Consider the following 23,703-nt stretch of genomic DNA (forward strand, 5'->3'; position numbering starts at 1 on the left):
CCGCAAACAGCGAAGTGTGGATCAGACGCATTGGAATCTCTCCCTCGATGATGCCTGCAGTGATCAGCGGACGACCCGGATCACGCCACAGGCGATGCGGACGCCGGCATTGCCGGCGGGCTGGCTGCGATAGTCGTCGGCGTTGGCATGCACGACCAGTGCGCGTCCGGCGATATCGGTGGCGGCGCCTCCGCCAAGGGTAACCCCCTTGACGTGGATATCGACGTTGGCGCGGCCCTGGGCATCGGCACGCAGATTGTCCATGTCGCCCAGGTGGTGCTTGCCGGTGCCGGCGCGGCCATGCGCAGCGCCACCGGGATTGAAGTGATTGCCGGCACTGCTGGCATCCACCGCACTGCAGTCGCCGCGCTCATGGATGTGGAAGCCGGCCTGCTGCATCGGCTGCAGGCCACCGACCAGGCCGGTGATGTGGATGCCACCGGGCTCCACCATCAGCGCGATGCGGCCACTGACGATGCTGGCCGAGGCCGGCGCGAGATTGGCCTCGCCCTGCTTCGCAGCACTGACCACGGTCGGCGGTGGCGGCGTGGGTTCGGCCTTCTTCGGCGCACTGCCACAGGCAGACAGCAGCACGGCGGCGGACAACGGCAGGATGGCAAAGGACAGACGCATCGAAGACTCCTTGCAGGTGACACTAAGCATTGCATCGTCCATGAACGATCAACGGTTCGGCAAGCGGGCGCGAGGATCGCGTGCAGGGACCGTTCAATGGCCCCCGCGGCGGCGCCCGGCGCCCAGCTTGCGGGTAAGCGTATTGCGGCCCAGGCCCAGGCGGGCAGCGGCCTCGGCGCGGCGGCCATGGGTAATCTGAAGCGCCGCTTCCAGCAGCGCATGGTCGACCCGCTCGCGCACCTGCGCATGCAGCCCTTCCACACCTTCGGCCAGCTGGCGGCGCGCCCATTCGGCCAGCAGCGCTTCCCACTGCCCCGGATCGGCTGCGCTGGTACTGCTGCGGCGCCCACGCGCGCGGTTCAGCGCGGTATCGACATCGGCCACGCCGATGGTGTCGGCGGCGGCCAGCGCGGCCATCCGCCAGCACACGTTCTCCAGCTCGCGCACATTGCCCGGCCAGTCGTGCTCGCGCAGCGCCTGCAGGGCCGCGGCGGTCAGGCGCTTCGGCGGCGTATCCAGCTTGCGTGCGGCGGCAGCCAGGAAGGTGCTGGCCAATTGCGTGATGTCCTCGCGGCGCTCGCGCAGTGGCGGCAGCTGCAGGCGCACCACGTCCAGGCGGTGCAGCAGATCTGCGCGGAACTTCCCCTGCGCGACCAGTCCCTCCAGATCCTGGTGGGTGGCGGCCACCACGCGCACGTCGACGCGGATCAGTTCGCGGCCACCGACGCGGAAGAACTCGCCCTGCGCCAGCACGCGCAGCAACCGGGTCTGCAACGGCAGCGGCATGTCGCCGATCTCGTCAAGGAACAGCGTGCCACCGTTGGCCTGCTCGAAGCGGCCGATATGGCGGCGCTGCGCACCGGTGAAGGCACCGGCCTCATGGCCAAACAACTCGCTTTCCAGCAGCTCGGATGGGATTGCAGCGGTATTGAGCGCGACGAACGGACCCTGCGCGCGCGGCGATTCGCGATGCAGGGCATTGGCCACCAGCTCCTTGCCGGTGCCGGTCTCGCCGGTGATCAGCACCGCCAGCGGTGCCTGCGCCAGGCGACCGATGGCGCGGAACAGCGCGCGCATCGGCGGCGTATCACCCACCAGTTGCGGCGGCTGGTCGCTATGCGCTTCCGCCGCAGGTGCGGGTGCCGCGAGTGCCGGTGCAACGGCCGGCAACACCCGCTGCGCCAGTGCCACCGCATCGTCCAGATCGAACGGCTTGGACAGGAATTCATGCGCGCCACCGCGGAACGCACCGGCCGTGCTGGCGACATCGGTATAGGCCGACATCACCACCACCGGCAGCTGCGGCAACGCGGCCTTGAGCTTGTCCAGCAGCACCAGGCCATCGTCGCCAGGCATGCGCACATCGGTGAACAGCAGCGCCGGCGGCGCGCCTTCGCCCAAGGCCTGCAGGGCAGCCGCAGCGCTGTCGAAATCGACAACCTGGTAGCCCGCCTCGCGCAGCGCGGTGCACAGCACGAAGCGCACGGCACGATCGTCATCGACCACCCAGATGCGCTGCGCGGTGGTGGGGGACTCAGACATCGCGCGGGGCCTCCTCGGCCGGGGCGGCGCCGTTGCCGATCGGCAACAGCAGGGTGAACACGGTATGGCCCGGGCGCGAGCGGTAGGTCAGCGTGCCGCGATGCTCGCGCGCCACCTGCTGGGCCAGCGCCAGGCCCAGCCCGGTACCCTCGGCGCGGCCACTCACCAAGGGCAGGAACAGGTGTTCGGCCAGTTCCTCGGGCACGCCCCGGCCGTCGTCGGCGATTTCCAGGCGCAGCGCCAGCGTGTGCAGCTGCTCGGCGATGCGCACGCCATGCTCCACGCGGGTGCGCAGGGTGATGTTGCCGGCGCCGGCCTGGATCGCGTTGCGCACAAGGTTCCACACCGCCTGGGTGAGGCGGTCGGCGTCGCCGTGGAATTCGGGAATGCTGGGGTCGTAGTCGCGCTGCAGGCGCACCGCCCAGCCGGCCTCATTCTCGGCCAGGCGCAGCACGCGCTCCAGCGCGGCATGGATGTTCAGTTCCGCATGCGGCGCGGCCGGGGCCGGCGACAACAGCTGGTCAAGCAGGCCGTTGAGGCGCTCGATCTCCGAGCCGATCAGCTCGATCAGCTCGCGTTCGCTGGCCTCGCGCTGGGCCGCGCGGCGGGCCAGCAGCTGGGCCGCACCCTTCAACCCGGCCAGCGGGTTGCGCAGCTCGTGGGCCAAGCCCTTCAGCGCCGCGCTGAGCGCGCTGGGCAGGGCCTGGGTCGGGTCCAGCCCGGGGAATTCATCGACCGGATGCGCCTCCAGCAGCCAGCCACCATCGTCGCGGCGGCTCATCCAGCCCTCGGCGAAGCGCGGCGCTTCGCCGGGCACCGCCAGCGCCAGCCGGTTCAGGCGCAGGCTGTCGCGCTCATCGCGGGCCAGGAAATGGGCCAGTGCCTCGCCCTGCACTTCCAGCGCGGCCAATGGGCGACCCAGCAGTCGCCGGGCGCTGACGCCCAGCCAGCGGGCGAACGCCGGATTGCAGCCGGCGATGCAGCCATCGGCCCCGGCCCAGGCCAGCGGCGTGCCCAGGGCATCGAGGGACGGCGGGGGAGAGGGGTCGGACATTGCACCAATGTAGTGCAAAACGCGGGGTTCGGGGTCAGAGCCCTTTCCTCGCGGAAATGGACGGTTTGGCAAAGTCAGTGCTGCATGCACCAACTATGGTGAATCACATGGGTACCAACTATGCCGAATAGTACTTCCAGGGTAGGGCCCCAGATTACAGATCAAGGGGTATCGGAACGAGCTGAGAGCGTACGCTTGTTTGGCGAGGCAGGGACACACTCGTAAGAATGAAACGTTAAGAGTAGCGGGCCATCTTAGGCACCGAAGGCTAGCACCTTGCGCAGGCCGTTAGATTGCCCCATTTGCTGCTTCCGCGGCCTCGGGGCACTATCCAGGGGCGGCCGGCTTGGCTGCATGGAGGACGCTCAGGGGGAGCGAAGATGTGCGCTTGGAAGCAATTAGCATTGCCAACTTTCGTTGCTATGGCGAAGAGGTCCGGGTCGAACTGGACGACTTGACTACCGCCCACCTGCAACTTCTACTCCATGGACAGGCGGAAAAGCGCCTTGTTCTAACGGCAGTTGTGAGTCGCAGCCTGTCCATGCAAATCTGCAGAAGCGTGGACACTCCACAGTGTTGCGAATCCTGTATGGAAAGACATTGATCGCTTCCTGCAGTCTGCGGAGCAGCAAATTCATGGGGCAAGGTACCCAAAAGAGGGCACCCCGGGTCATGCGCTGCTCTGGTTCGAAGCGTCAACACAGGCAGCTGGTCAGGGAGGAAAAGCACGTCATATTCGACAGCCGACCTTTATGTTTCTGATCCTTCGGCGTCGGGAAGTTCTTGACGATCCCTTTCGCCCTTATGAAGACGCGGCCGCTGCGTCTAAGGGATGCTCTGAACAACGACTTCGGCGGTGCCGTGCTCTGGCCTGCCGCCTGAGAGACAATGGCGGCACACGTTGAGAAGCTATCGATGCAGCTGACAATTGGTGATGCCCAGGGACTGGGCAAGCGCAAGCAGACCCGGCGCGAGATATTCCTTGCGGAGATGGAGCAGGTAGTGCCTTGGAAGGCACTGCTGGCTTAGAACCGCACTACCCACGCTCAGGTCGCGTGGGCCGGCCGCCGTATTCGATGGAGGCGATGCTGCGCATCCGCCTGCTGCTGCAGTGGTACGCATTGAGCGATCCAGGGATGGAGGAAGCGCTGTACGAGATCGCTTCGATGCGGCTGTTCGCCCGGCTCAGCGGGCTCGATGTGATCCCGGATAAGACCACGATCCTTAACTTCCGTCGTCTGCTGGAGAAGCATGGTCTGGCGGCCAAGATGCTGGAGTCGGTAAATGCGCACCTCGCGCGCAAAGGCCAGAGCACGGCACCGCCGAAGTCGTTGTTCAGAGCAATCCTTAGAGGATTGGGCTAGCGCTCAAGCGATCGTGGGGACAGGTCGAGTGCGTTGCAGCGGCTGCATAAACCACACGATGAAGGCTGCGCCGGGTGTCTAGCCCATAGCAGCCCTTCCCCACGAGCGCGCATCTATCCGATGCCTTCTGACTGAAAGCTCTTTTCCATAATGACCAAGTCACACCAAATGATAGGGCCATCCTTATGCTGCCTGAATCGCAGCTCCGGAACAATCGTGTGAATGACTTGGAAACCGTGCCGCTTATAGAATTGGTCAGCGGTCTGGGTACCTAGATGGGCTTTTTTCACTCCCTGATCGCGCAAGTATTTCCAAACGCGTTCCGCAACCCGTCCGCCTACGCCTGCGGGCGCATCACGGCGCGCGACGACGGTGGAGATGTAGGCATAGCGCTCACCGTTATGCTCCCAGACTGAGCCGGACATCCCTGCTAGCAAATGGCCGCGCTCATCATTGAGCTTAACAACGAAGCTGGGCTGAATCTTCTCATCCATCTCATCGACTGCTTCGAGGTAGAAGCTCCCAACGCCATACGGCGACAACTCACGCCAGTACCAGCTCGTCCCCTCAGGCCCGGCGGGCATATCGATCACCCTCTCCTGATACCCAGCCGCTATAAGGGGACCCTTCAGCGCCGAGTAGGTGGTCAGGACCACCGAGCGCGCAAGCTTCTGGTCGCGGCGTGCTTCGACCATGTCGATTCGCTGCTCTAGATACCCTTCCGGATCGATCAGTACGTCGGCGACCTCAGCCGGATAGTGCACCGCAACGTCCGGATTAAAGCCAAATTCATTCTCACGATCGATCAAGATGGTAAACAGCTCCTGCTGCTCGTTGCGGAGCTGTTCCTGAGAATAATTGTCGCGATCAAGAACAACCTCAGGAAAAGACTCAAGCGTACACTGACTCGCCTCTTGGATATTCATATACAATTCAATAAAATATGGTAAGAATCAATTGGCGCATCACAACAGCGCAACAAAGTATGAAGAGTCAACGCATGGTTGAGTGCCGGGCAAGCCGAAATTTATAACTTGGAACGTGAACGTAATCCATAGCTCCTTTATGCGTTACCACCACCGTCAATGGTGAATTCTGAACCTGTCACAAAGCCGGCCTCTTCGCTTGCCAGCCATGCAATCATGTTTGCCACTTCCTCAGGTTGCCCATATCTGTTCAAGGCGGTAATAGACTTTTTCAAGTGTGCATTGGGTCCGTCAGCGGGATTCATATCGGTATCGGTAGATCCCGGATGAACAATGTTCACCGTGATTCCACGAGATCCTAGATCTCTTGCCACTCCCTTTGTGAAGCCAACCATAGCAGCTTTGCACAGGGTATATAAGCTGATGCCAGAACGGGAAGCTCGTCCAACCAGGCTGCTGCCAATGTTGATAATCCTTCCCCCATTTTTCATTTCCAGCGAAGCCACTTGGGTTGCTATGAAAGCCCCCCGAATATTAAGTGCGACAGCTCGGTCAAAATCATCAATGGACAGCGAACCTATTTCGCCCATGGGAAATGAGCCAGCATTGTTCACGACAACATCCAAGCGGCCAAACTTCGAGACTGTTTGGTTTACTGCTTCAGAAACGAGCTTGGCATTCGCATTGTCGGCCTGCAAAGCTATTACTCGTTGATTTTTTACTTTTAATTCACTTACCAACGCATTGGCCTTATCAGCCGAGTTCGCAAATGTAAATGCAACGGCATAGCCTTCAAGAGCTAATCGACGCACCGTGGCCGCACCGATTCCGCGACTTGCGCCCGTGATGAATGCCACTTTTCCATTAATTCCGCTCATAAAAACCCTTATTCAAATCACATGATTCGTGAATTAATCCACTTCCTCGCCTCTCACTTTCCACGATTTCTGACCTACCAGTATCCGAGCCGACCTCATCCGTGCGTTTTATAATGTCAGACTAGGCTACACCCTAAGGATGCTCTGAACAACGACTTCGGCGGTGCCGTGCTCTGGCCTGCCGCCTGAGAGACAATGGCGGCACACGTTGAGAAGCTATCGATGCAGCTGACAATTGGTGATGCCCAGGGACTGGGCAAGCGCAAGCAGACCCGGCGCGAGATGTTCCTTGCGGAGATGGAGCAGGTAGTGCATTGGAAGGCACTGCTGGCTTAGAACCGCACTACTCACGCTCAGGTCGCGTGGGCCGGCCGCCGTATTCGATGGAGGCGATGCTGCCCATCCGCCTGCTGCAGCAGTGGTACGCGTTGAGCGATCCGGGGTGGAGGAAGCGCCGCTGTACGAGATCGCTGCGATGCGGCTGTTCGCCCGGCTCAGCGGGCTCGATGTGATCCCGGATAAGACCACGATCCTTAACTTCCGTCGTCTGCTGGAGAAGCATGGTCTGGCGGCCAAGATGCTGGAGGCGGTAAATGCGCACCTTGCGCGCAAACGCCAGAGCCTGCGCACCGGAACGATCGTGGATGCCACGATCATCCACGCGCCCAGCTCGACCAAGAACACCAACAAGGCGCGCGACCCGGAAATGCATCAGACCCGCAAGGGCAACCAGTGGTACTTCGGGATGAAAGCGCATATCGGTGTTGATGAATTCTCGGGGCTGGTACACCACGTCAAGTGCACGGCAGCCAATGTCAGCGATGTCACGGTCACCGACCCGCTGCTGCATGGCAAGGAAGAGTGCGAGTTCGGCGACAGCGGCTATACCGGTGCGGACAAGCGTGCAGAGCTGTCCAACTGCAAGGCGATGTTCTTCATCGCCGCCAAGCGCTCGCAGGTCCATTGGCGACGCGCGGGAACGCAAACAGTTGGGACGCTGGGAGAGCTGGAAGGCCAGCATGCGTGCCAAGGTCGAACACCCGTTCCGGGTGATCAAACGTCAGTTCGGTTACACCAAGGCACGCTACCGAGGCTTGGCCAAGAACACGGCACAGGTGCTGACATTGCTTGCACTGTCCAATCTGTGGATGGTGCGCCGGCAGCTGCTGCCAGCATAGGGATCAAACCGTCCGCAGGTGTTTGCCGGCACCACCAAACGGCGAAAAACCGCACATCTGGCGCGCCTGCCGGTCGTTGGTCGGGCCGAACCTGGAAATTCAGGACTCAGTGCTGATTGTTCAGACCATCCCTAGCAAATGGCCGCGCTCATCATTGCCCCCGAACCAACGGTAAGGCTGAGCGCTTCATCCAGACCAGCTTGCGCGAATGGACCGACGCCTGCGAGTACGCTTCGTCAGAGCAACTCGATGCCGTGCTACCTGAATGGCTGCATCACCACAACTGGCACCGACCCCATATAAGAATCGACAGCCAACCGCCTATTTCAGAATCCCGCTGAACAACGTGGTGGGTTTACACAGATAGCCAACCAGTATCGCTGTTCAGTTCGGTCAGACATTCCCGACTGACTACTGAACGTTGATCGAATTCAGTGATCTGCGGTCGTCGGCCGCTAGGCGAACAAATCGGACTGAAAGATCTCGTATTCACATCTATGCCTTGCGAGTGAAATACATTGTTCCCGCATCCCACATCGACAGCTCAATGATCACGCTACTGTGGCGGCCTTCGGTCGCCACAGCTTCAATGGCATTCAGAACTGGAACTTCAAGCCCATCTGCCCCATGACATCGCGATATCCACCCCGGCCCTTCTGCAGACCAGCCGAGCCCCAGCCACTCCAACTACTGCCGAGCTCGAGCTCTGCACCCGCCTTGACCTCGTACCGATCTCGCGGAAGATGCTTGCGCACCACGTCCCCATCGAAGCTGATGCTGGTGTCGTGATGGGAGCGCAACCAATTTACTTCCAGGAAAGGCTGCACACGATTAAACCTGGTGTTAGTGGCATGGCCGAACACCCGTGCGCCGATCCGCGTTTCCAAGCCACCTGCGCTCGCGTCATGCACTCGTGTCCCGTTGGATTCAACATAGTCGTCGGCTTCGTAGTCGACGTAGGTCGCCTGCACCTGCGGTTGCAGGTACAGCGCTGAGCGAGCACCCGGGCGCAGTCTGATGCTGTAACCAAGTTCAATCGACCGAGCCCAAGCCGAGCTGTCGTAGCGCTCTTGACCCAGACCGGCCGTGGACTGCACACGGTTCTTAAGGTCGATGTACTGCAGCCAGCTGTCCATGTAGCCGCCTTCCACATCGCCTGGATTCTGCATCCAGGATAGGTAGGCGCCGGCCAAACGAGCGTTGACCCGCCCCGTAGCTGACAACCCAAGTGCGTTTGCACCATTGCTCACTGCGCGCCCTGCACCCAGCATTGCTCCTGACTGCCAATGAGAGGCCGCGGACTGCCACAGTGTCGCGCCCACCTGCAGCATCGACTGCTCCGAACGCACACTGCTACTATCTTGCACGAGCGAATTGTCCCCAGTGACTGCTAGTTTGGATTCAGTGTTACTCACCACTCGCGCCCAAACGGCCTGATCATGGTCGCCATCAACGTTCCAGCGAGCTTCGCCAATTCGGTCATGCCAGCTCTGGCGCAGCAAACCCAACGCCGCCAAGTTGCCCAGATAGGCGATTGGTTCCGGGCGGATACCTGAGGTAGTGGACGATGATGTCAGGTACCAACTATCGGCGATACCGCGGTTGCCACCTCGGCGGAGAGTGTAATCGTAGGCTCCGGCCGCCAATGTGCCCTTACCTTGTCGATAGCCGTCTGAGCCGGGGTCGAGATAGAAGGCCGATGTAGCTGTCTTAGCACCATTACGCGCTTGGATGAGTTCGATACCTGTGCGGGTCTTGGCGCCATCGCCGCCCGCATGGAGGATCCGCAAGGCGGTCTTGCCGGTCGCTTCGCCTCCATTAAGGGTCACATGATCGGTAGGCGAATTGTCACCGCCCTTGAAGGTATTGAGTACCATCAAGGCGTTGTTGCCGACATAGCCGCCATTGATCATCAGCGAGTTTCCAGCTGCAGCACCGGCCAGCTGCACTACCGCGTTATTGGTTAACCGCCCCATTGTTAGTTTGCTGGCCGGGTCGGTCGATTTTCCTGGCAGCGCGTTAAGCGCGCTAATCAAGCCGTTGTTGACGACGCTGCCGGCGATCGAGCCACTACCGCTAAGCGTACCAGCCGCAGCCACTGCAACTCCGCCGCCAAGCTGACCACTAGATTGCTCATCGCCCACGGACAGCACACCACCTTGAACCAGCGTCATACCAGTGAAGCTTCGGCCACCGTCCAGGATCGACACGCTGCCACTGTCGCGCTTGATCAATTCACCCTGACCACTGAGCTCATTCTTCATGCGCCATGAATCTTCTACAGTATCCAGAACCAAGGTGCCGCCAATGTCCACGCTCGCTTGGCCCAGGTGTACCGCCCTAGCCACTGTAACGCTGGCGGCCCGCTCGATGCCGACATGACCAGCGAATGCGCCATTGGCGCCACCCAGGATGATCTGGGAAGCATCGACCACTTGGAGGCTGCCTCCGCCGGACAATGTGTTGTTCAGCGCACCAGCAGCGCCCATCAGACGAAGCTCACCATCCAGTACCACCGCTCCGGACCCGATACCCGCGACATGATTGGCCACCACTTTCGCACCACCAGCAATCGCTACACTGGCACTCAGATCGGCATTTGCGCCAGAGACGCTCAGAGTCCCGCCGGTCACGGTGAGCTGGCCACCACCGATCAGCGTACCTGCTGCCGTCTGCCCACCATTGCTAAGCGTCAGATGCCCTGAGGCTAGGTCTACTCGCGAACCTGCTGCGGTGGACAGAGTCCCAACCGTCTGCCTTCTGCCATTCATATTTGCGGCAGTGCCGGACGCCAAGTTCAGCGCAGAGGAATTGCCCAACGCACTGTCGGCGCCCATCACCAGAGTGCCGGCCAGCACATCGGTCGCACCGGCATATGTATTATTCGCATTGGACAAGCTTACCGCTCCGGCGGTGTCGATCCTGACGCCACCGGCACCAGTTACCTGCGCACTAAGATCCCGGGCATTGCCGACGGCGCCCTGTGCGGCCTGCAGCGTAACTTGCATACCGGCAAGAACATCCAGTCGCTTGAGACCATAGTTAACGTACAGGCCATCAGCAAGATCACCTGTAGTGAGGCGATAGCCGTACGTACCTTCGGCCACCTTGCTTCCGGCTTCACTGATCGCAACTTGCCGCTCAACCGCCTGTCCTGCTGCCGCAATCAGGTTGCCGTTCTGATCGCGGAGATCCAGACCTCCGGCAGAACCGACGACTGCACCACCAGCCCGCACCAGTTGTACGCCAATGTTCCCATCATCCTGCGAGAGCAGCGCGACATCCGGTGCAACGGCCGGGTTCGGGAAACCAGCAACGTTATCTGGCACCGTCACCGTCACCGTACCGGTCCCACTGGTATCGAGGACGCCGCTAGTCTGCACGATGCTGGTGGCCGTAGCTTGGGCCGGAACCTTAGCGTTGAACACCATCTCGCCACCACTGAAGCGCAACCCTCCGATGGCCTGCACACCATCACCAACAACTGTCCTGCTGCCATTGGCTACCTCTAACGTGGCATTGGTCAGTGCTGACGTATTGACTCCGCTAAGATCAAAGCGAGTGTTGCCAAGTGCTGCTACGCCCTTGAAGCCCGAGCCAGTGTTTGCGGTGAAGCTGAACGCCTGTCCGCCTGTATCGACTTCGATACGCCCCTCGCCGCTGTTGCTGAACAAAGTACTGTTCAATTGGAAGGCGCCTGGCATCCGCACGGCCAGTACACTGGTATCAGCCAACGACAGCGTGCCAACTTCGCTGCCTCCGTCGCCAAGCAACAGTGCCGCGTTCAGCGTCAGAACTGCGCCGTTGGTCAAGTCGACATTTTCGAAGTTTGCGATTCGGCTGCTGTCGGTAAGCGTGTAGTTCGCCGCCGAGAACTGCAGGCGATCACTGCCTCCGTTTACTCCACCGTCGAAACGTGAGACTCCGGTAACGTTGGCCGTGCTGCCCACTACTCGCACCAGGTCGTCGCCGTCCCCCATCTCGACCGCGCCCAAGAGCGTCCCGCCACGGATGTCGAGCTGATCGTTACCTGCGCCCAGGCGGATATCACCCTTTACCGTGCCACCATCCAAGCTCACGCGCTCCACACCACCCTGACCAATGATTGCACTGGTGGCTGCGGTGATGTCTCCTGAGCTATTGATGATGTTGGTTCCCAGCGCGTTGGATACATCTATAGCGCTACCAGCGGTACTGGTCAGGCTCCCATCATTAGCGATGGTCACCGTGCCGCTGTTGGCCGCGACCCGGATAGCCTGCTGCGTTGCATTGATCGTACCGCCAACCAAATTACTGACAGCCACGGGACCGGCAACGTTGGGAGCGTTCACGTTGATGCCGATGTTGCCTGCCGTGATAGCCGAAGACGATGACACCGAGACAGTCCCGGCCCCGGACTGGACGTCCACAGCACTGGCGTTAGCCCCTGATGTTTGCAGCGTGCCGCCGATCAAGTTCACGGTCGTGCCAATCGCACCGGGGCTAGCTTGGGTCTCCACACTGATCGCATGCGCTCCCGCCCCGCTGGTCTTGATTCGACCACCGGATAGGTTCACTGTGGCAGAGCCGCCAAGAATGGGTGCTGCACCCACTCCAACCGCACTAGCTCCTACGACATGCACGCCGGAGGCGTTATCGCCAGAAGTGGTCAGCAACGTATCGCGGGCCAGTGCAATCTGCGCGCCGCTTTCGGCGCGGACCGCATCAGAGCCGGCGCCTTGAGTTGCAACATCGCTGATCGCTCCCGTCGTCGCAGAGCGAATGCTCGCACCGGAGCCAATCGCAAACAAACCGTGCGCAGCGTCACCAGCAGTGCGTACGTTTGTATTCTCCAACCCCACACTTGGCGTGCTTCCACTCGATTGGCCATCGGCCACAACTGCGCTCGCGGCGCCAGCCAACGTACTGATCCTTGAAGCCCCATTGAGCGATACACGGCTATCACCGAATGCATAGACGCCATATCCTCTCTTCTTGGGACCTCCGCTCGGATCCCCCAAAGTGGTTTGGATGTTGGTGGATACAGCTCCCTCTACCGTGGCGCCCGTCCCTGCATAAATGCCGGTGTACTGCGTGTTAAGCTGTGCTGTGTTCCAGCTCACAACCGGCGAAATCGCGCCCGCAGTCGCTTCCGCCCATACCGCCACGGGGTTGTCGTTGCCGTTATAGCTTGGAATATCCACCAGCAGTTCGTTTAAGCGAATAAGACCTCCGCCCGCATAAACCGCCATAGCACCGGAGGTGGTTATCGAAAGCGACCCGGAAGACAAGATCGTTCCCCCTATACCCCTCTCCACTGCGATGCCTGCGCTACCACTACCGGCACCTGCGCCCGCCTGCATGTCAATAACTACCGGTCTGACGCCAAAGTCGATCAACCCACCAAAGTTGCTCGCCGCACCCGCGGAAATCTGCCCCAGTCCTACATTCAAATTGACAGGTGCGTTGCCGTTGAACACAATGCTGGAATCACTATGCTGTGCATAGACAGCGCTGTAGCCTGAAACGCCGTTTACAGGATCGACGCTGAGAGCACCATTGAGGATGACCTGCGCACCAGAATTTGCGCTCAAGGCGCCTTCGCTGATTGGTGAACCGATCAGGAGGCGCAGATCGCCATTGAACCTAGACACAGTCCCCACATCCCGGGCCCGAGCGAAGCTGAAGGTCGCCGCTGGGTTGTCGCAAAGATCGCCGCCACTAGCAGTAAAGCTGTTGTTCGCGTCTACTACGCACGCGGCTGATGCTGGCATCACATAGAGCGACGCAGAGATTGCAATGGACAGTGATAGAGCACCCAGCAGGCCATCGCGTCGCCTGCTGGATACGACATCATTGATATCGCAAAGACGACGAGTCGAACGATGAGACCTACTGCCGAGCTCAGATACAACTACCCAAGCAGCTCGGGCGGCGCTCCACACGATGCGATATGCGATGTTCATTGATGACCTTACGAGGTATAGAGGGATAGGCAAGACGCCAGAGAAGTCGCGGTCCAGCGGTTCACAGTCAACAGTTCACCCCAACTTGGAAGGGGCTCTGCGGCCTAAGAAAGACTCAGTCATCTTGGGCAGCCCCCCCCCCGAACAGAATGCGATTTTTCTCACCCCCCCCCCCACTGTTCCATCCCGATTCATCAAAGGTTCAAGCGTCCAGCAGGGTTTCGCCGCTAGAGTCTACATGAATGCGATGCAACCGTATTCCTGAAGATGTGAGATGTGCGTCAATACTGGGAATTGCTGAGGTACCGACGGGCGGAGCTCGGCTTGTCCGCCGCAGGCAGGGGGCATCTGGCCCATGCCCCCCCCCTCATAGAACCATCCAGCACTGCATTTCGGTTCAATGCCCAATGAACTGCGGCTCCATGAGAAATTTCGCCTTCTAAGATAGTATTGTGCGGACTCAAGCTAGCTCCAGTCTTCTTCTGGAGCATCCGCATGGAGTTGGGTGGCCGCACGCACAACGTGAGCGGACAATGGGGGCATTGACACCAGCACAAGTCATTGAAGCTGAGGTGACGACAGGTTCGGAGCTTGTGGCGAAAGGCCAGCCCCAAAACTGTTGGATGCTGCCAATCGACTATGAAGCAGATGAGTTCAGCGTGCTCCTGGTAGGTTCTCACTGGCCGAGTGAGCTGCTTGATATGCTGGAAGAGAACGGTTGTGAACTAGACTTTGCGGAGAGCCGGACGACGGCAATGATGCTGGCTCAGACGCAGATATTCGACTACGTCGTCGTAGACGAAAAATACATGAGAGGCTCCTTCCCAGGCTTCTGTGGATCCCTGAGATCAATCTCCGGGCCGCGAGCGATTGTGCTGGCTGTAGGGGCCGAAGTATCGCTAAGCGCGAAGCTTGAGGCATACGGACAGTGCGGGATGGGTGTGGACACATGGATGGAGCATCTGTACCCATCGGAGCTTCTGGATAGGATCAAGCGTGCGCAGACCGTAGTCAAGTTGGGCAAACCGAACCTGAGGCGACAACGGCAGCACTTTCCTTTGCAATTATTGACGGAGAACATCTCCGCTACAAGGCGCCCTGGCCACCGCAAGACGATTGCGCTTTCTCAGACGCAACTTCGAGTACTGGGAGAGCTCATGAGGGCTGGGCAGTCGGGCCTCGAGCCTGGCGAGTTGTGTGACCTGGTGTGGGGGGACGCCTCAAAGAAGCCAAGACTGCGAGTGCAGATCCACCTAATTCGCAAGGCGCTCGCGCGCTTGCCGGGTGCACCGAGAGTGCACTTTGCGCACGGTGTATACTGCGTAGCTCGCGATTGATAAGTCGTTCGAGCGTAACCATTGAAGAGGGCGGTGAGACCATTCTCATCAACAGTTTTCCGCAGACCTGCTATACCAAGCTCAAGCACTAAGCTCGGCGGGAGTGGGTGATGGGAGACGAAAGACGGAAGACTGGACAGCTATTTACGTGGCTAATTGATCGCGGCGTGGCGAAAGCTGAAGCGATGGAGAAGGCTGACGAGGCCGTCAGTTTGCTGAAGAAGTTCGGCCTTACCTCGCGGGCCCCGACAAACGATTATTTCTTGTCCATAGAGAGAATCGTGCTTGTCGACGGCGTCACCTTGGGCGCAGAGGGGTCGTTCAAAGGAGAGCAGTCAGACGACGTGATACTTGAGATACTGGTCGGCCGCACGATACTTCGAAGTGACAAAGAGTACCTCAGGTCTTTATCTTGCCCCTGTTGTCATTTCCAACATGGCCTGGACACCGCCGGGTGGGAGGCAGCCCTTGAGCAATGGTACGTTGATGGCGGCGAAGGGTGTCTGCTCTGCACGCAGTGTGAGGTGGCCACATGTATTTCCCGGTGGTCATTCAATGATGGCGCGTGGGCACTTGGTAACCTGGCAATCGGCATTGTAGAAGGGGCGCTTACCGACGATCAACAAGCACAGTTACTTGAGTTTCTTGGCAAGGATTCAGCCAGGATGAGTGGATAGCGGCCATATCGATCACCCAGCAGTGCGCTATTCAATCAGACGCAGTCGTTGAGCGGCGGCGAATAGTTCGCCGTCCGAACGAGCACCAAGTTTTTCCATAGCTGTTCTTTTTTGACGCGATACAGTTTTGGGGCTGATTCCAAGCCTCTCAGAGACTTCGTTGTTTGAAGCGCCTTCAAACAGCATCCGTACCACGTCCGCCTGTCGCGGCGAAAGTGACGGAACCTTGCCCCTGCCCTGTGACTCGTCCCCCATCTCCAAGAGATGAGCCCGAATGCGCTTGCTGATGTACTCCCGTCTAACCAGTGACATAACTATCGCCATTATGATTTCGGCAGCAGCAGAACCTTTGTCCAACATGGATGACGCACCCGCTGACAGAACTGCTTTTAGGACGCTTGAGCTCGAGGTCGACGTCAGTACAACTATTCGAATTTGCGGATATTGGGTCGCAAGCCTTTGCACAAAAGCAATTCCGTCCGGCTCAATGGATCCAGGCAGAGCCAGATCCGTCACAATAACATCACATGGGGTGTGACCAAGAAATGCCAACGCCTCGTCTGAACTCGCTGCCTCTCCGACAACTTGCATGCCAGGTTGACCATCAATAATTCTACTGATCCCCGCCCGTGCGATAGGGTGATCATCAACAACTAGGATGCGTGTCATGCGTCTCTGCCAGGTTGATTACAGGTCCAGTCTTCTCATCAAACTACTGCTGGCGATCATCTCTGCACTACTTTACCTCATACCTACTCCGGGCGCCGTAGCGGCTCCAAGTAGGACTAACAACCAAGAGTTTTCTACCAAGCAAGGCGTGAAGAACAGAACTGTCGTGGTCGGTATGCTTCAGGACGGATGGCCGCCATTTGAGATCAACGGGATGCGGGGGCCAAGCGGCCTTTCCTTAGAATACCTCACCTACATCGGTCAAAGGCTCAGGATCAATTGGTTCTTTAAAAGTTACGAGACATGGCCAGACCTATACCGAGCCGCTTGCCGCGGAGAGGTCGATCTCGTGATGAGCGTCACACCCTCAGATGAGCGGCGTAAGTGCCTTGAATTCACGTCGACCTACTTTCAGGCCGAACCGGTTGTCGTCTCCCGCCGTGACACCAGTGCGACCCAAAACCTGTCGATACGGGGCGGACGCAGAATTGCCGTCGCTAGAGAATTCGTTTTCACAGACATCTTGAAGCGACAGTTCCCAGATGCCACCTACCTTGAAGTCGCAGGGCCTAAAGAAGGACTGATCGCAGTATCGGAAGGGCGCGCTGACTTGTTCATTACCAATCCATTCACGGCACGGTATCTGATCGGAACGGAAAGAATCACAAACCTTCGTCTCGCCGCCTCAGCGCCCGTGCCTTTCAGTACCCTCAGCTTTGCAGGTCCCAAAAGAAGTCTATTGCTATTGGAGTCGATGAGCGGCGTGATCAATGGTATGTCCAGCCTCCAGCATGCGCACATGCGTGAGCGTTGGATAAGCTCTCATGACACAGAGGAAGAGGCTCTTACACTGACTGACGCTGATCGTCAGTATGTCAGCGCCATCGGCAACATCAAAGTTGCCTACCTTAGTAACAGAAGCCCAGTGAGCTTTACGGACTCATTTGAGCAAGCAAATGGCTATGGACCAAGCATGTTGCGCAGCGTGGCCGGACAACTTGGGTTGACGCTGGACTTCGTTCCCGTTAAGAGTGCATCTGATGTCCGCAAACTTATTAGTCAACACAAGGTCGACATCGTTGTAGGCCTTTCGAACACCGACTCGCTGGCACCCAAGCTCCTACCGAGCATCCCATACTCCACCTTCCCCATCGTTGTTGCCATGCGATCAGATGCCCAGACCGTGTCAACGGCCTCGGAGATCCAGGGAATGCGGATACTGGTATCAGAGGGGACACAGGCCGCGATCAGAGGCTACATGAGAGCAAGTGGAGTTGATGCGCGATCAATCAACGATGCGGATTTGGGTATGAGCAGAGTAGCCAACGGCGACGCTGATGCGTATGTCGACAACTTGCTTGTGATTGACCACTTTCTCCAGCGCTCCTATTCAGGAGAACTGAAAATCGCAGGCGCACCCAGAGAGAGAGATGAGTTGGGCTTTCTGGTCTCGAGTGAGAAGCCACGACTGCTGGCCCTAATCGATAGAACACTCGAGGCGATGCCATCCAGTCAGCAAGAAGCCATCCGTAGCCGATGGACGACAAGACAACCGGGGGAAGATGTCTCACTGCGGCTCCTATGGAGGGAGTTCGGTGCGGCGATCGTCGCCATTGCAGTGGGACTGGCCCTGCTTGTTCTCTGGCAGGTCCGGCTGCAGCGAGCTGCATCACGGAACCAGCGTCTCCAGGAACTGCTCGCTCAGCGAGCGGATTTCCAACAAGCTGTGATAGACACCTCACCTCATCCGTTGCTCGGAGTGGACACGGACGGCTCAGTGCTGGCCTTGAACTCGGCGTATCGAGAAGAATTTGGGGAGGGGGTCATGGACGCAGGCCCCTTTTCTGCCCTGAAGGAGGAGCTGGACGTCAAAGGTCGCGAGGTAGTTTACCTGGATAGCAATGGATGTCAGCGAATCGGTCTCTACTGGCAGCTGACCGTTGATGGCCGCTTGGGAATACCTGGTAGAGTGGCTTCGCTGGTGGACGTCACTCCTCTTAGGCGCGCGGAACATATCACGCGCTTAACTCAGCTGCGGCTCGCCGAGCTAACAAGGAACTTCCCCGGAGCCGTGTATCAGTACAGGAGTGTCAGCGGTAGCTCTATCGCATTCGTCTACATCGCAGGTAATCCCCAAGCGATGTTCGGCTTGACTGCGGAGGAGATGATAGCCAGTGAGTTGAAGGCACGAAATGCGGTTCATCCGGATGACCGGGAGCAACTGATCGCAGCTGTGCTTGATGCCATTGACGAACACAGACCACTGCTCACGGAATTCAGAACTGTAGTCGGGGGCATTACCCACTGGGTACGGAGCCATGCGGTTCCATCCACCCAAAGCGACGGCAGTACATTGTGGAGTGGGTACTGGATCGACGTAACGGACATACATGCATACCAGGAGGAGCTTGCAGAAGCTATGCGAGTCGCCGAACAAGCCGTGCTAGCCAAGGGCCGATTTTTGGCCGTAATGAGCCACGAGATCAGAACACCCATGAGTGGCGTGCTGGGCCTCCTTGATTCACTCAGTCGAACACCATTGAATGCAGAGCAGAGATACCTCACCGCACTGATGTCAGAGTCTGCAGAGACTCTGTCGAAAGTCATTAATGACGTTCTCGACTTTACTAAGCTTGAAGAAGGTCAGGCAGAGCTTGATCTCTCAGATGTTGACCTAGTGGATCTCATTGAAGGTGTTGTGTCGAGCACGATGGTGGTTGCTTCGGATAAAGTGAAGTTCCGAATTGTGGCGGACGCCAATCTTGCACCGTTCCACCTGGCTGACGAGACGAGGATCAGACAGGTACTGACCAACCTTATCGCGAACGCTATCAAGTTTACTGAAGAGGGAGAGATTGTACTTGCCATCCGAGCTGAGGGCAGCCATGAGCATCGGCAATATATAACTATTGAAATCCGAGACACGGGAATAGGAATAGCGACTGAGGTGCTCGGCCACCTCTTTGAACCCTTTTCGCAAGCCAACGAGAGGATTCATACGAGATACGGGGGCAGTGGCTTGGGACTATCGATCTGCCGGCATTTGGCTCGCCTCATGGGAGGCGACGTTTCTCTAACTAGCACCGAAGGGGTAGGAACTAAGGCTGCGCTACATCTTGAGCTACCCATGAGGCTGATGTCAGAACGAGCTATGCAGTTTGGGAACCTTAGCTTCTTCACCGAAGCGGAAGGGGCACCGATCCAAGAGGTTATAGCTGCGCTTACTTCCTTGGGGGCTGAGAGGAAGCTAGATCGGGCTGAGGCAGATTTCATTCTTAGCGATCAGGCCGAGGCAGATCCGGAAGAGCCGCTGCTGATTGTGTCCGATGAGAGACTTCCAGGAGGACATAGATTCCTACAGCGGTGCGTTGTTTTGTCTACAAATCCTCTGACCCGTCGATCAACCTTCGCAGCAGTCCAGTACCTGATGTGCGGTATCACGCCCGCAGCTCAGATCACTCCCACGTTGGCGGGCACCGAACATGACCGTGTCGTTGTAGATCATCAACCCATACAAGAATTGACTAGATCTAAGGGGCACGTGCTCGTGGTCGAGGATCATTTCGTCAACGGTGAGTTGATGAAGCACCAACTCAGACTGATCGGTTATAGCTGCGACCTAGTGGATGGAGGTGAAGCAGCCCTCTCGGCGCTGCAGACCGCTTCTTATTCTGCGGTCATAACAGACTGTCAGATGGAGCCGCTCTCAGGCTATGAGTGGGTTAGCCGGTTCCGCGCGCTTGAAGGCAAAGCAGTTGGTCGGCTACCAATCATTGCGATATCGGCGGCACCCGCTGGACTTGATGAGCGCTGGAAGGAGGCCGGCATGGATCACTACTTCTCGCGCCCCATTCAGTTGGATACCTTAGCGAGAGCACTCCAAGGCTCTGGACGACAAGGTTCGCAGCAACACGGAGATGAGGTCCCAAGTGAAAGGCCACTTGGAGAGGTATTTGATGAGCTAACTGCAGTCACGGGAGGCAGACAGCCAGCGATGACGTTGCTGCAAGGAGTGCTTGCCAGTACTCGCGCGGATACTGAGGCACTAAAAATGAGCGAGTTTAGCTCTGTTGGCCGCGCGCTAGCAGCGTGGCTACACACCACGGTTGGCGCCCTCAGATTGCTTGGGCACAGCAGGTTGACTACTTCTGCCGGAGAGTTGGAGATCAACCTAGTTGAGCGACCGACGCTGGGAACAATAGCCGAGATGGCCGACCTCGCTGCTGACATTGAGGACTGGCTCGAAGAACTTGAGGAGTTTCTAGCATCCCTTGGGGAGGAAGAGCGCTAGAGATGGTCTGAACAATCTTCGTTGAGCGCAGCGTTTCCAGCACCGGAGTAATCCAAAGCGGTAGACGTATAAGATCGCAGTGTTCCTCCGTCCTCGAAGTGCCCTTGAGGGCACATCGAGACGGAGTAATCCCTATGCCGACATCAACTGCCGGCGCACCAACCACAGGTTGGACAGCGCGAACGGGTTCACCCCCGTTTTCACGGGCACTTACGAGAAGGCCGATCCAGGCCATAAGGAGTGTCGATGTCAAAGCGTAGGAAGTTCAGTGCCGAGTTCAAGCGCGGAGCGGTTGAGCAGGCGAGCCAGCCCGGCGTCAGCTGCGCCCAGGTGGCCTGGGAGCTGGGGATCCGCGACCCCCTGCTGACCCGCTGGAAACGCGAGGCACAGAGCCCGGGGGCTATCGCCTTCGGGGGCACCGGAACACCTGGGGATGAGGAGTTGGCACGCCTCGAGCGTGAGCTAGTGCGGGTATAGAAGGAACGGGATTTTTTGCGAGAAGCGACGACGTTCTTTGCAAAGAGATCATCCTGAGGTATCAGGTGATCGAACGTTGCCGCGATGAGTTTCCGATTCGGCTGATGTGCCGGTGTCTGAAGGTATCGGCCAGCGGCTACTACGCGTGGAGCAAGCGCCCTGCGAACGCCCGGCAGGTCGACAATAAGCGCCTGGTGGTGCGGATGCGCGAACTGTACGAAGACAGCCGCGGTACGTTGGGGGTTGGTCGCATGCGCGAAGACCTGGCTGAGGAGGGCGAAAGTGCCAGCTTGAACCGGGTCGCACGCCTGATGGCGGCCGACGGCCTGCAGGGCTGCTGAAGCGCGAGCAGACTATCGAACGAGCTACCCCACATTGGGTGCAGCAAGAGCGGATGTGTTTGACTACATAGAGCGACGTCACAACCCAAGGATGCGGCGAAGGATCGCCAAGCAGGATCAGAAGGTTGCAACTCCTTTAGAACCATCCGTGACATCGGGGTAGAACCCAACAATGTCGGCACCTGTGCCGTGTTCTTGGCCCGGCCGCGGTAGCGCACCTTGGTGTAACCGAACTGACGTTTGATCACCCGACGCCCCCCCCGGTTTGAGTAGTGGGTGGGTTTAGAGTCCGGTGCTGATGCTATCGTTCTTCGCCGCCAACTGCGCGGCGTACTGGGGGGGGGTTGGCCCGCCAAGGACTCGCTTGGGTCTTTCTTCGTTGTAGTCGCGCCGCCAGCTTTCGATGCTGGTGCGGGCATGAACCAATGTCGGGAACCAGTGCTCGTTGAGGCTTCGTCGCGCAGCCGTCCGTTGAAGGACTCGACGTAAGCATTTTGGTTCGGTTTGCCCGGTTCGATCAGACGCAGGGCAACTCCCTTTTCGTGAGCCCAGGCCACCATCGCCTTACCGCAAAACTCCTTGCCGTTGTCTGTCCTGATCACTCGTGGCAGCCGGGCCGGTCCACACATCGCCAGAACCCCCAGGCTGCAGGGAGCACTGAGAAGCAGATGTGGGAGCTTCTCGGCAGGACTGCTCTTGATGAGACAATCCTCATTCTCAACTCTTGCGCGCCACGGCACACTGCGTAACGGCTCGCGAATCGCCGTCTCCCTATCTGCCCCACGAGAGTTGTTATGAGAATCGCAGTTTCTGCAGACACATTGCTTGGTATTGCACACAAGATTCCTGAATGGCTGCGCGAGCGAGGTCATACCGTCATTCTTCATGGTGCACTGGCGCCGGAAGAAAGTGTGGAGTGGGCAGCTGCCTCAGTGCAAGCGGCGCTCGATGTTGCCCAAGGGCGTGCGGATCAAGCGATTGTATGTTGCACGACAGGTACCGGCGCCACCATAGCTGCAAACAAGGTTCACGGCGTTCGCGCAGCACTGTGTCACGACGCATACACTGCTGCTGGCGCCCGTCGATGGAACAATGCAAACGCATTGGGGATTTCCCTGCGCATGACATCGGAGTCACAGATGAAAGAGATGTTGGAAGCGTGGTTTCAGTCCGAAAATGACGGATCGCAGTCTGTAAGTTTGGCGCAACTAGATAGCTTGGACGAAGGCAGGTGCATGTAGCGACATGCGTGCCAAGGTCGAGCACCCGTTCCGGCAGATCAAACGTCAGTTCGGTTACACCAAGGCGCGCTACCGAGGCTTGGCCAAGAACACGGCACAGATTGGACATTGTTTGCGCTGTCCAATCTGTGGATGGTGCGCCGGCAGCTGCTGCCGGCATAGGGATCAATCCGTCCGCAGGTGTTTGCCGGCACCACCAATACGGCGAAAACCGCACATCTGGCGCGCCTGCCGGTCGTTGGTCGGGCCGAACCTGGAAATTCAGGACTCAGTACTGATTGTTCAGACCATCCTTAGGGCTGCAATCAGGTTTCGTCATTCGCTGGTTATCTGACGCTACATCGATACCGATATAGATGAGTTCCACCCAACGCGATGGTTGCATTATTTTGAAGTGCCTAGCTTGGATGGTGGTAGATCTACGGGATGGCAGCGTCAGTTGAGTGGAGGGGAGCTATGACACTGTTAAGTGTGATAAGGAGAGGGCGAGTCCCACGAAGCATCGAAGAAGCAATGGCGTACCAGTCCGCGCTGTTTGTCGAATATGTAAAGTATGATAGAGCATCCCAAGGAGAGTTGCTCAACTACACTCAGGAATCACTTAGTGTTATTGATTCTATTGTTGATGAATTTCGATATGAGAAGCGCATCCTGGGTGACCATGAGCACATGCTGATCTCGGCGTATGTCTTTGAGACTGCACGGGCGCGCTTTGGTGGAGAGTACGGGAGGGCGGAAGGGGACGCCCACGATGTGGTTGACCCCTATTTTCTCCTGATCTGCGCCGGCGCGAGTTGCGTTCGGTACGCGCCAATGAGCGCGATTCTTCTGCGCACAGTGAGTCAACGTCAGGCATCGATTTCCACGCTCTACGAAAGAACTCGAGAGAGAGTGATGGCGCGAACCTGACGCGCGCGCACTTCCACAGTTGGCGGTCTCAACTTGCAAGCGCAACACGTGAGTTGAATTTAGCGAACTCTTCTTCCAGCCCTTGACTGGGCGTTTTCCAGCCAAGGGTTTGTTGCGGACGAGCGTTCATCACGTCTGCAATATTGCTGAGATGCTCTTGGCTCGCCTTGGACAGGTCCGCGCCTTTGGGCATGAACTGGCGCAGCAGGCCATTGGTGTTCTCGTCGCTGCCGCGCTGGGG

11 protein-coding genes and 7 pseudogenes are annotated in these 23,703 nt (G+C 58.5%); 9 read left to right on the plus strand and 9 right to left on the minus strand.

Annotation, left to right across the window (positions count from 1 at the left end; all coding sequences use genetic code 11):
• Positions 1-63: 63 nt before the first annotated feature.
• From N5E02_RS02860 to N5E02_RS02870, 3 genes are all read right to left on the minus strand, one after another.
• Positions 64-633: a superoxide dismutase family protein gene (locus N5E02_RS02860; RefSeq protein WP_065178703.1), complete on the minus strand. Its 570-nt coding sequence runs from the start codon at positions 631-633 to the stop codon at positions 64-66.
• Between the two features lie 93 nt (positions 634-726).
• Complete coding sequence (gene ntrC, locus N5E02_RS02865; RefSeq protein ID WP_279945808.1) at positions 727-2,175, minus strand: nitrogen regulation protein NR(I); 1,449 nt, start codon at positions 2,173-2,175, stop codon at positions 727-729.
• A complete protein-coding gene (locus N5E02_RS02870; RefSeq protein WP_138953344.1) occupies positions 2,168-3,229 on the minus strand; it encodes an ATP-binding protein in 1,062 nt (353 codons plus the stop codon). Before N5E02_RS02870 ends, ntrC begins: the two co-directional genes overlap by 8 nt.
• A 915-nt stretch (positions 3,230-4,144) precedes the next feature.
• Here N5E02_RS02870 and N5E02_RS02875 point away from each other — a divergent pair.
• Positions 4,145-4,542, plus strand: a pseudogene (locus tag N5E02_RS02875) (transposase); the annotation flags it as partial.
• Positions 4,543-4,706: 164 nt separating this feature from the next.
• On the opposite strand, the gene N5E02_RS02880 reads toward N5E02_RS02875, so the two are convergent.
• Complete coding sequence (locus N5E02_RS02880; protein WP_279702474.1) at positions 4,707-5,519, minus strand: GNAT family N-acetyltransferase; 813 nt, start codon at positions 5,517-5,519, stop codon at positions 4,707-4,709.
• 137 nt (positions 5,520-5,656) lie between these two features.
• A complete protein-coding gene (locus tag N5E02_RS02885) occupies positions 5,657-6,397 on the minus strand; it encodes an SDR family oxidoreductase (RefSeq protein ID WP_279702473.1) in 741 nt (246 codons plus the stop codon).
• A 222-nt stretch (positions 6,398-6,619) separates the two neighbouring features.
• Here N5E02_RS02885 and N5E02_RS02890 point away from each other — a divergent pair.
• Together N5E02_RS02890 and N5E02_RS02895 are read left to right on the plus strand one after the other, a co-directional pair.
• Positions 6,620-7,575 (plus strand): annotated as a pseudogene (locus tag N5E02_RS02890) (IS5 family transposase).
• Positions 7,576-7,733: 158 nt separating this feature from the next.
• Positions 7,734-7,942 (plus strand): annotated as a pseudogene (locus N5E02_RS02895) (integrase core domain-containing protein); the annotation flags it as partial.
• Between the two features lie 229 nt (positions 7,943-8,171).
• Here N5E02_RS02895 and N5E02_RS02900 read toward each other — a convergent pair.
• On the minus strand, positions 8,172-13,520 hold the full coding sequence (locus N5E02_RS02900; RefSeq protein WP_279945809.1) for an autotransporter outer membrane beta-barrel domain-containing protein: 5,349 nt from the start codon (positions 13,518-13,520) through the stop codon (positions 8,172-8,174).
• 1,504 nt (positions 13,521-15,024) lie between these two features.
• Here N5E02_RS02900 and N5E02_RS02905 point away from each other — a divergent pair.
• Entirely contained in the window at positions 15,025-15,534 is a 510-nt protein-coding gene (locus N5E02_RS02905; RefSeq protein WP_279906436.1) for a hypothetical protein, read from the plus strand.
• Between the two features lie 27 nt (positions 15,535-15,561).
• Here the strand turns inward: N5E02_RS02905 and N5E02_RS02910 are convergent, their stop codons facing one another.
• Positions 15,562-16,203 (minus strand): response regulator transcription factor, encoded by a 642-nt coding sequence (locus N5E02_RS02910; RefSeq protein ID WP_279702470.1) that lies wholly within the window; start codon positions 16,201-16,203, stop codon positions 15,562-15,564.
• Between N5E02_RS02910 and N5E02_RS02915 the strand changes: the two genes are divergently transcribed.
• A complete protein-coding gene (locus tag N5E02_RS02915; protein ID WP_279945810.1) occupies positions 16,202-20,494 on the plus strand; it encodes a transporter substrate-binding domain-containing protein in 4,293 nt (1,430 codons plus the stop codon). The two genes, N5E02_RS02910 and N5E02_RS02915, sit on opposite strands and share 2 nt — an antisense overlap.
• 246 nt (positions 20,495-20,740) lie before the next feature.
• Positions 20,741-21,475: pseudogene (locus N5E02_RS02920) on the plus strand (transposase).
• Between the two features lie 119 nt (positions 21,476-21,594).
• Here the strand turns inward: N5E02_RS02920 and N5E02_RS02925 are convergent.
• A pseudogene (locus N5E02_RS02925) lies at positions 21,595-21,923 on the minus strand (integrase core domain-containing protein); the annotation flags it as partial.
• 183 nt (positions 21,924-22,106) lie between these two features.
• Between N5E02_RS02925 and N5E02_RS02930 the strand changes: the two are divergent.
• The 3 genes and pseudogenes from N5E02_RS02930 to N5E02_RS02940 all read left to right on the plus strand — a co-directional run bounded on the left by N5E02_RS02930 (position 22,107) and on the right by N5E02_RS02940 (position 23,462).
• The gene (locus N5E02_RS02930) at positions 22,107-22,553 is read left to right on the plus strand and encodes an RpiB/LacA/LacB family sugar-phosphate isomerase (RefSeq protein ID WP_279702468.1); all 447 of its coding nucleotides are present in this window, start codon (positions 22,107-22,109) and stop codon (positions 22,551-22,553) included.
• A 4-nt stretch (positions 22,554-22,557) separates the two neighbouring features.
• A pseudogene (locus N5E02_RS02935) lies at positions 22,558-22,715 on the plus strand (transposase); the annotation flags it as partial.
• A 351-nt stretch (positions 22,716-23,066) separates the two neighbouring features.
• On the plus strand, positions 23,067-23,462 hold the full coding sequence (locus tag N5E02_RS02940) for a hypothetical protein (RefSeq protein WP_279702467.1): 396 nt from the start codon (positions 23,067-23,069) through the stop codon (positions 23,460-23,462).
• A gap of 28 nt (positions 23,463-23,490) precedes the next feature.
• On the opposite strand, the pseudogene N5E02_RS02945 reads toward N5E02_RS02940, so the two are convergent.
• Positions 23,491-23,700 (minus strand): annotated as a pseudogene (locus tag N5E02_RS02945) (IS30 family transposase); the annotation flags it as partial.
• Between the last annotated feature and the right edge of the window lie 3 nt (positions 23,701-23,703).

Origin of the sequence: Stenotrophomonas sp. GD03777, from assembly GCF_029842485.1 — a bacterium.
GTDB lineage: Bacteria > Pseudomonadota > Gammaproteobacteria > Xanthomonadales > Xanthomonadaceae > Stenotrophomonas > Stenotrophomonas sepilia.

Bases quoted from the DNA above. Each gene is read 5' to 3' on its own strand.
- N5E02_RS02860 (WP_065178703.1), bottom strand. From the start codon at position 633: ATGCGTCTGTCCTTTGCCATCCTGCCGTTGTCCGCCGCCGTGCTGCTG.
- ntrC (WP_279945808.1), bottom strand. From the start codon at position 2,175: ATGTCTGAGTCCCCCACCACCGCGCAGCGCATCTGGGTGGTCGATGAC.
- N5E02_RS02870 (WP_138953344.1), bottom strand. From the start codon at position 3,229: ATGTCCGACCCCTCTCCCCCGCCGTCCCTCGATGCCCTGGGCACGCCG.
- N5E02_RS02880 (WP_279702474.1), bottom strand. From the start codon at position 5,519: ATGAATATCCAAGAGGCGAGTCAGTGTACGCTTGAGTCTTTTCCTGAG.
- N5E02_RS02885 (WP_279702473.1), bottom strand. From the start codon at position 6,397: ATGAGCGGAATTAATGGAAAAGTGGCATTCATCACGGGCGCAAGTCGC.
- N5E02_RS02900 (WP_279945809.1), bottom strand. From the start codon at position 13,520: ATGAACATCGCATATCGCATCGTGTGGAGCGCCGCCCGAGCTGCTTGG.
- N5E02_RS02915 (WP_279945810.1), top strand. From the start codon at position 16,202: ATGCGTCTCTGCCAGGTTGATTACAGGTCCAGTCTTCTCATCAAACTA.
- N5E02_RS02910 (WP_279702470.1), bottom strand. From the start codon at position 16,203: ATGACACGCATCCTAGTTGTTGATGATCACCCTATCGCACGGGCGGGG.
- N5E02_RS02930 (WP_279702468.1), top strand. From the start codon at position 22,107: ATGAGAATCGCAGTTTCTGCAGACACATTGCTTGGTATTGCACACAAG.
- N5E02_RS02940 (WP_279702467.1), top strand. From the start codon at position 23,067: ATGGCGTACCAGTCCGCGCTGTTTGTCGAATATGTAAAGTATGATAGA.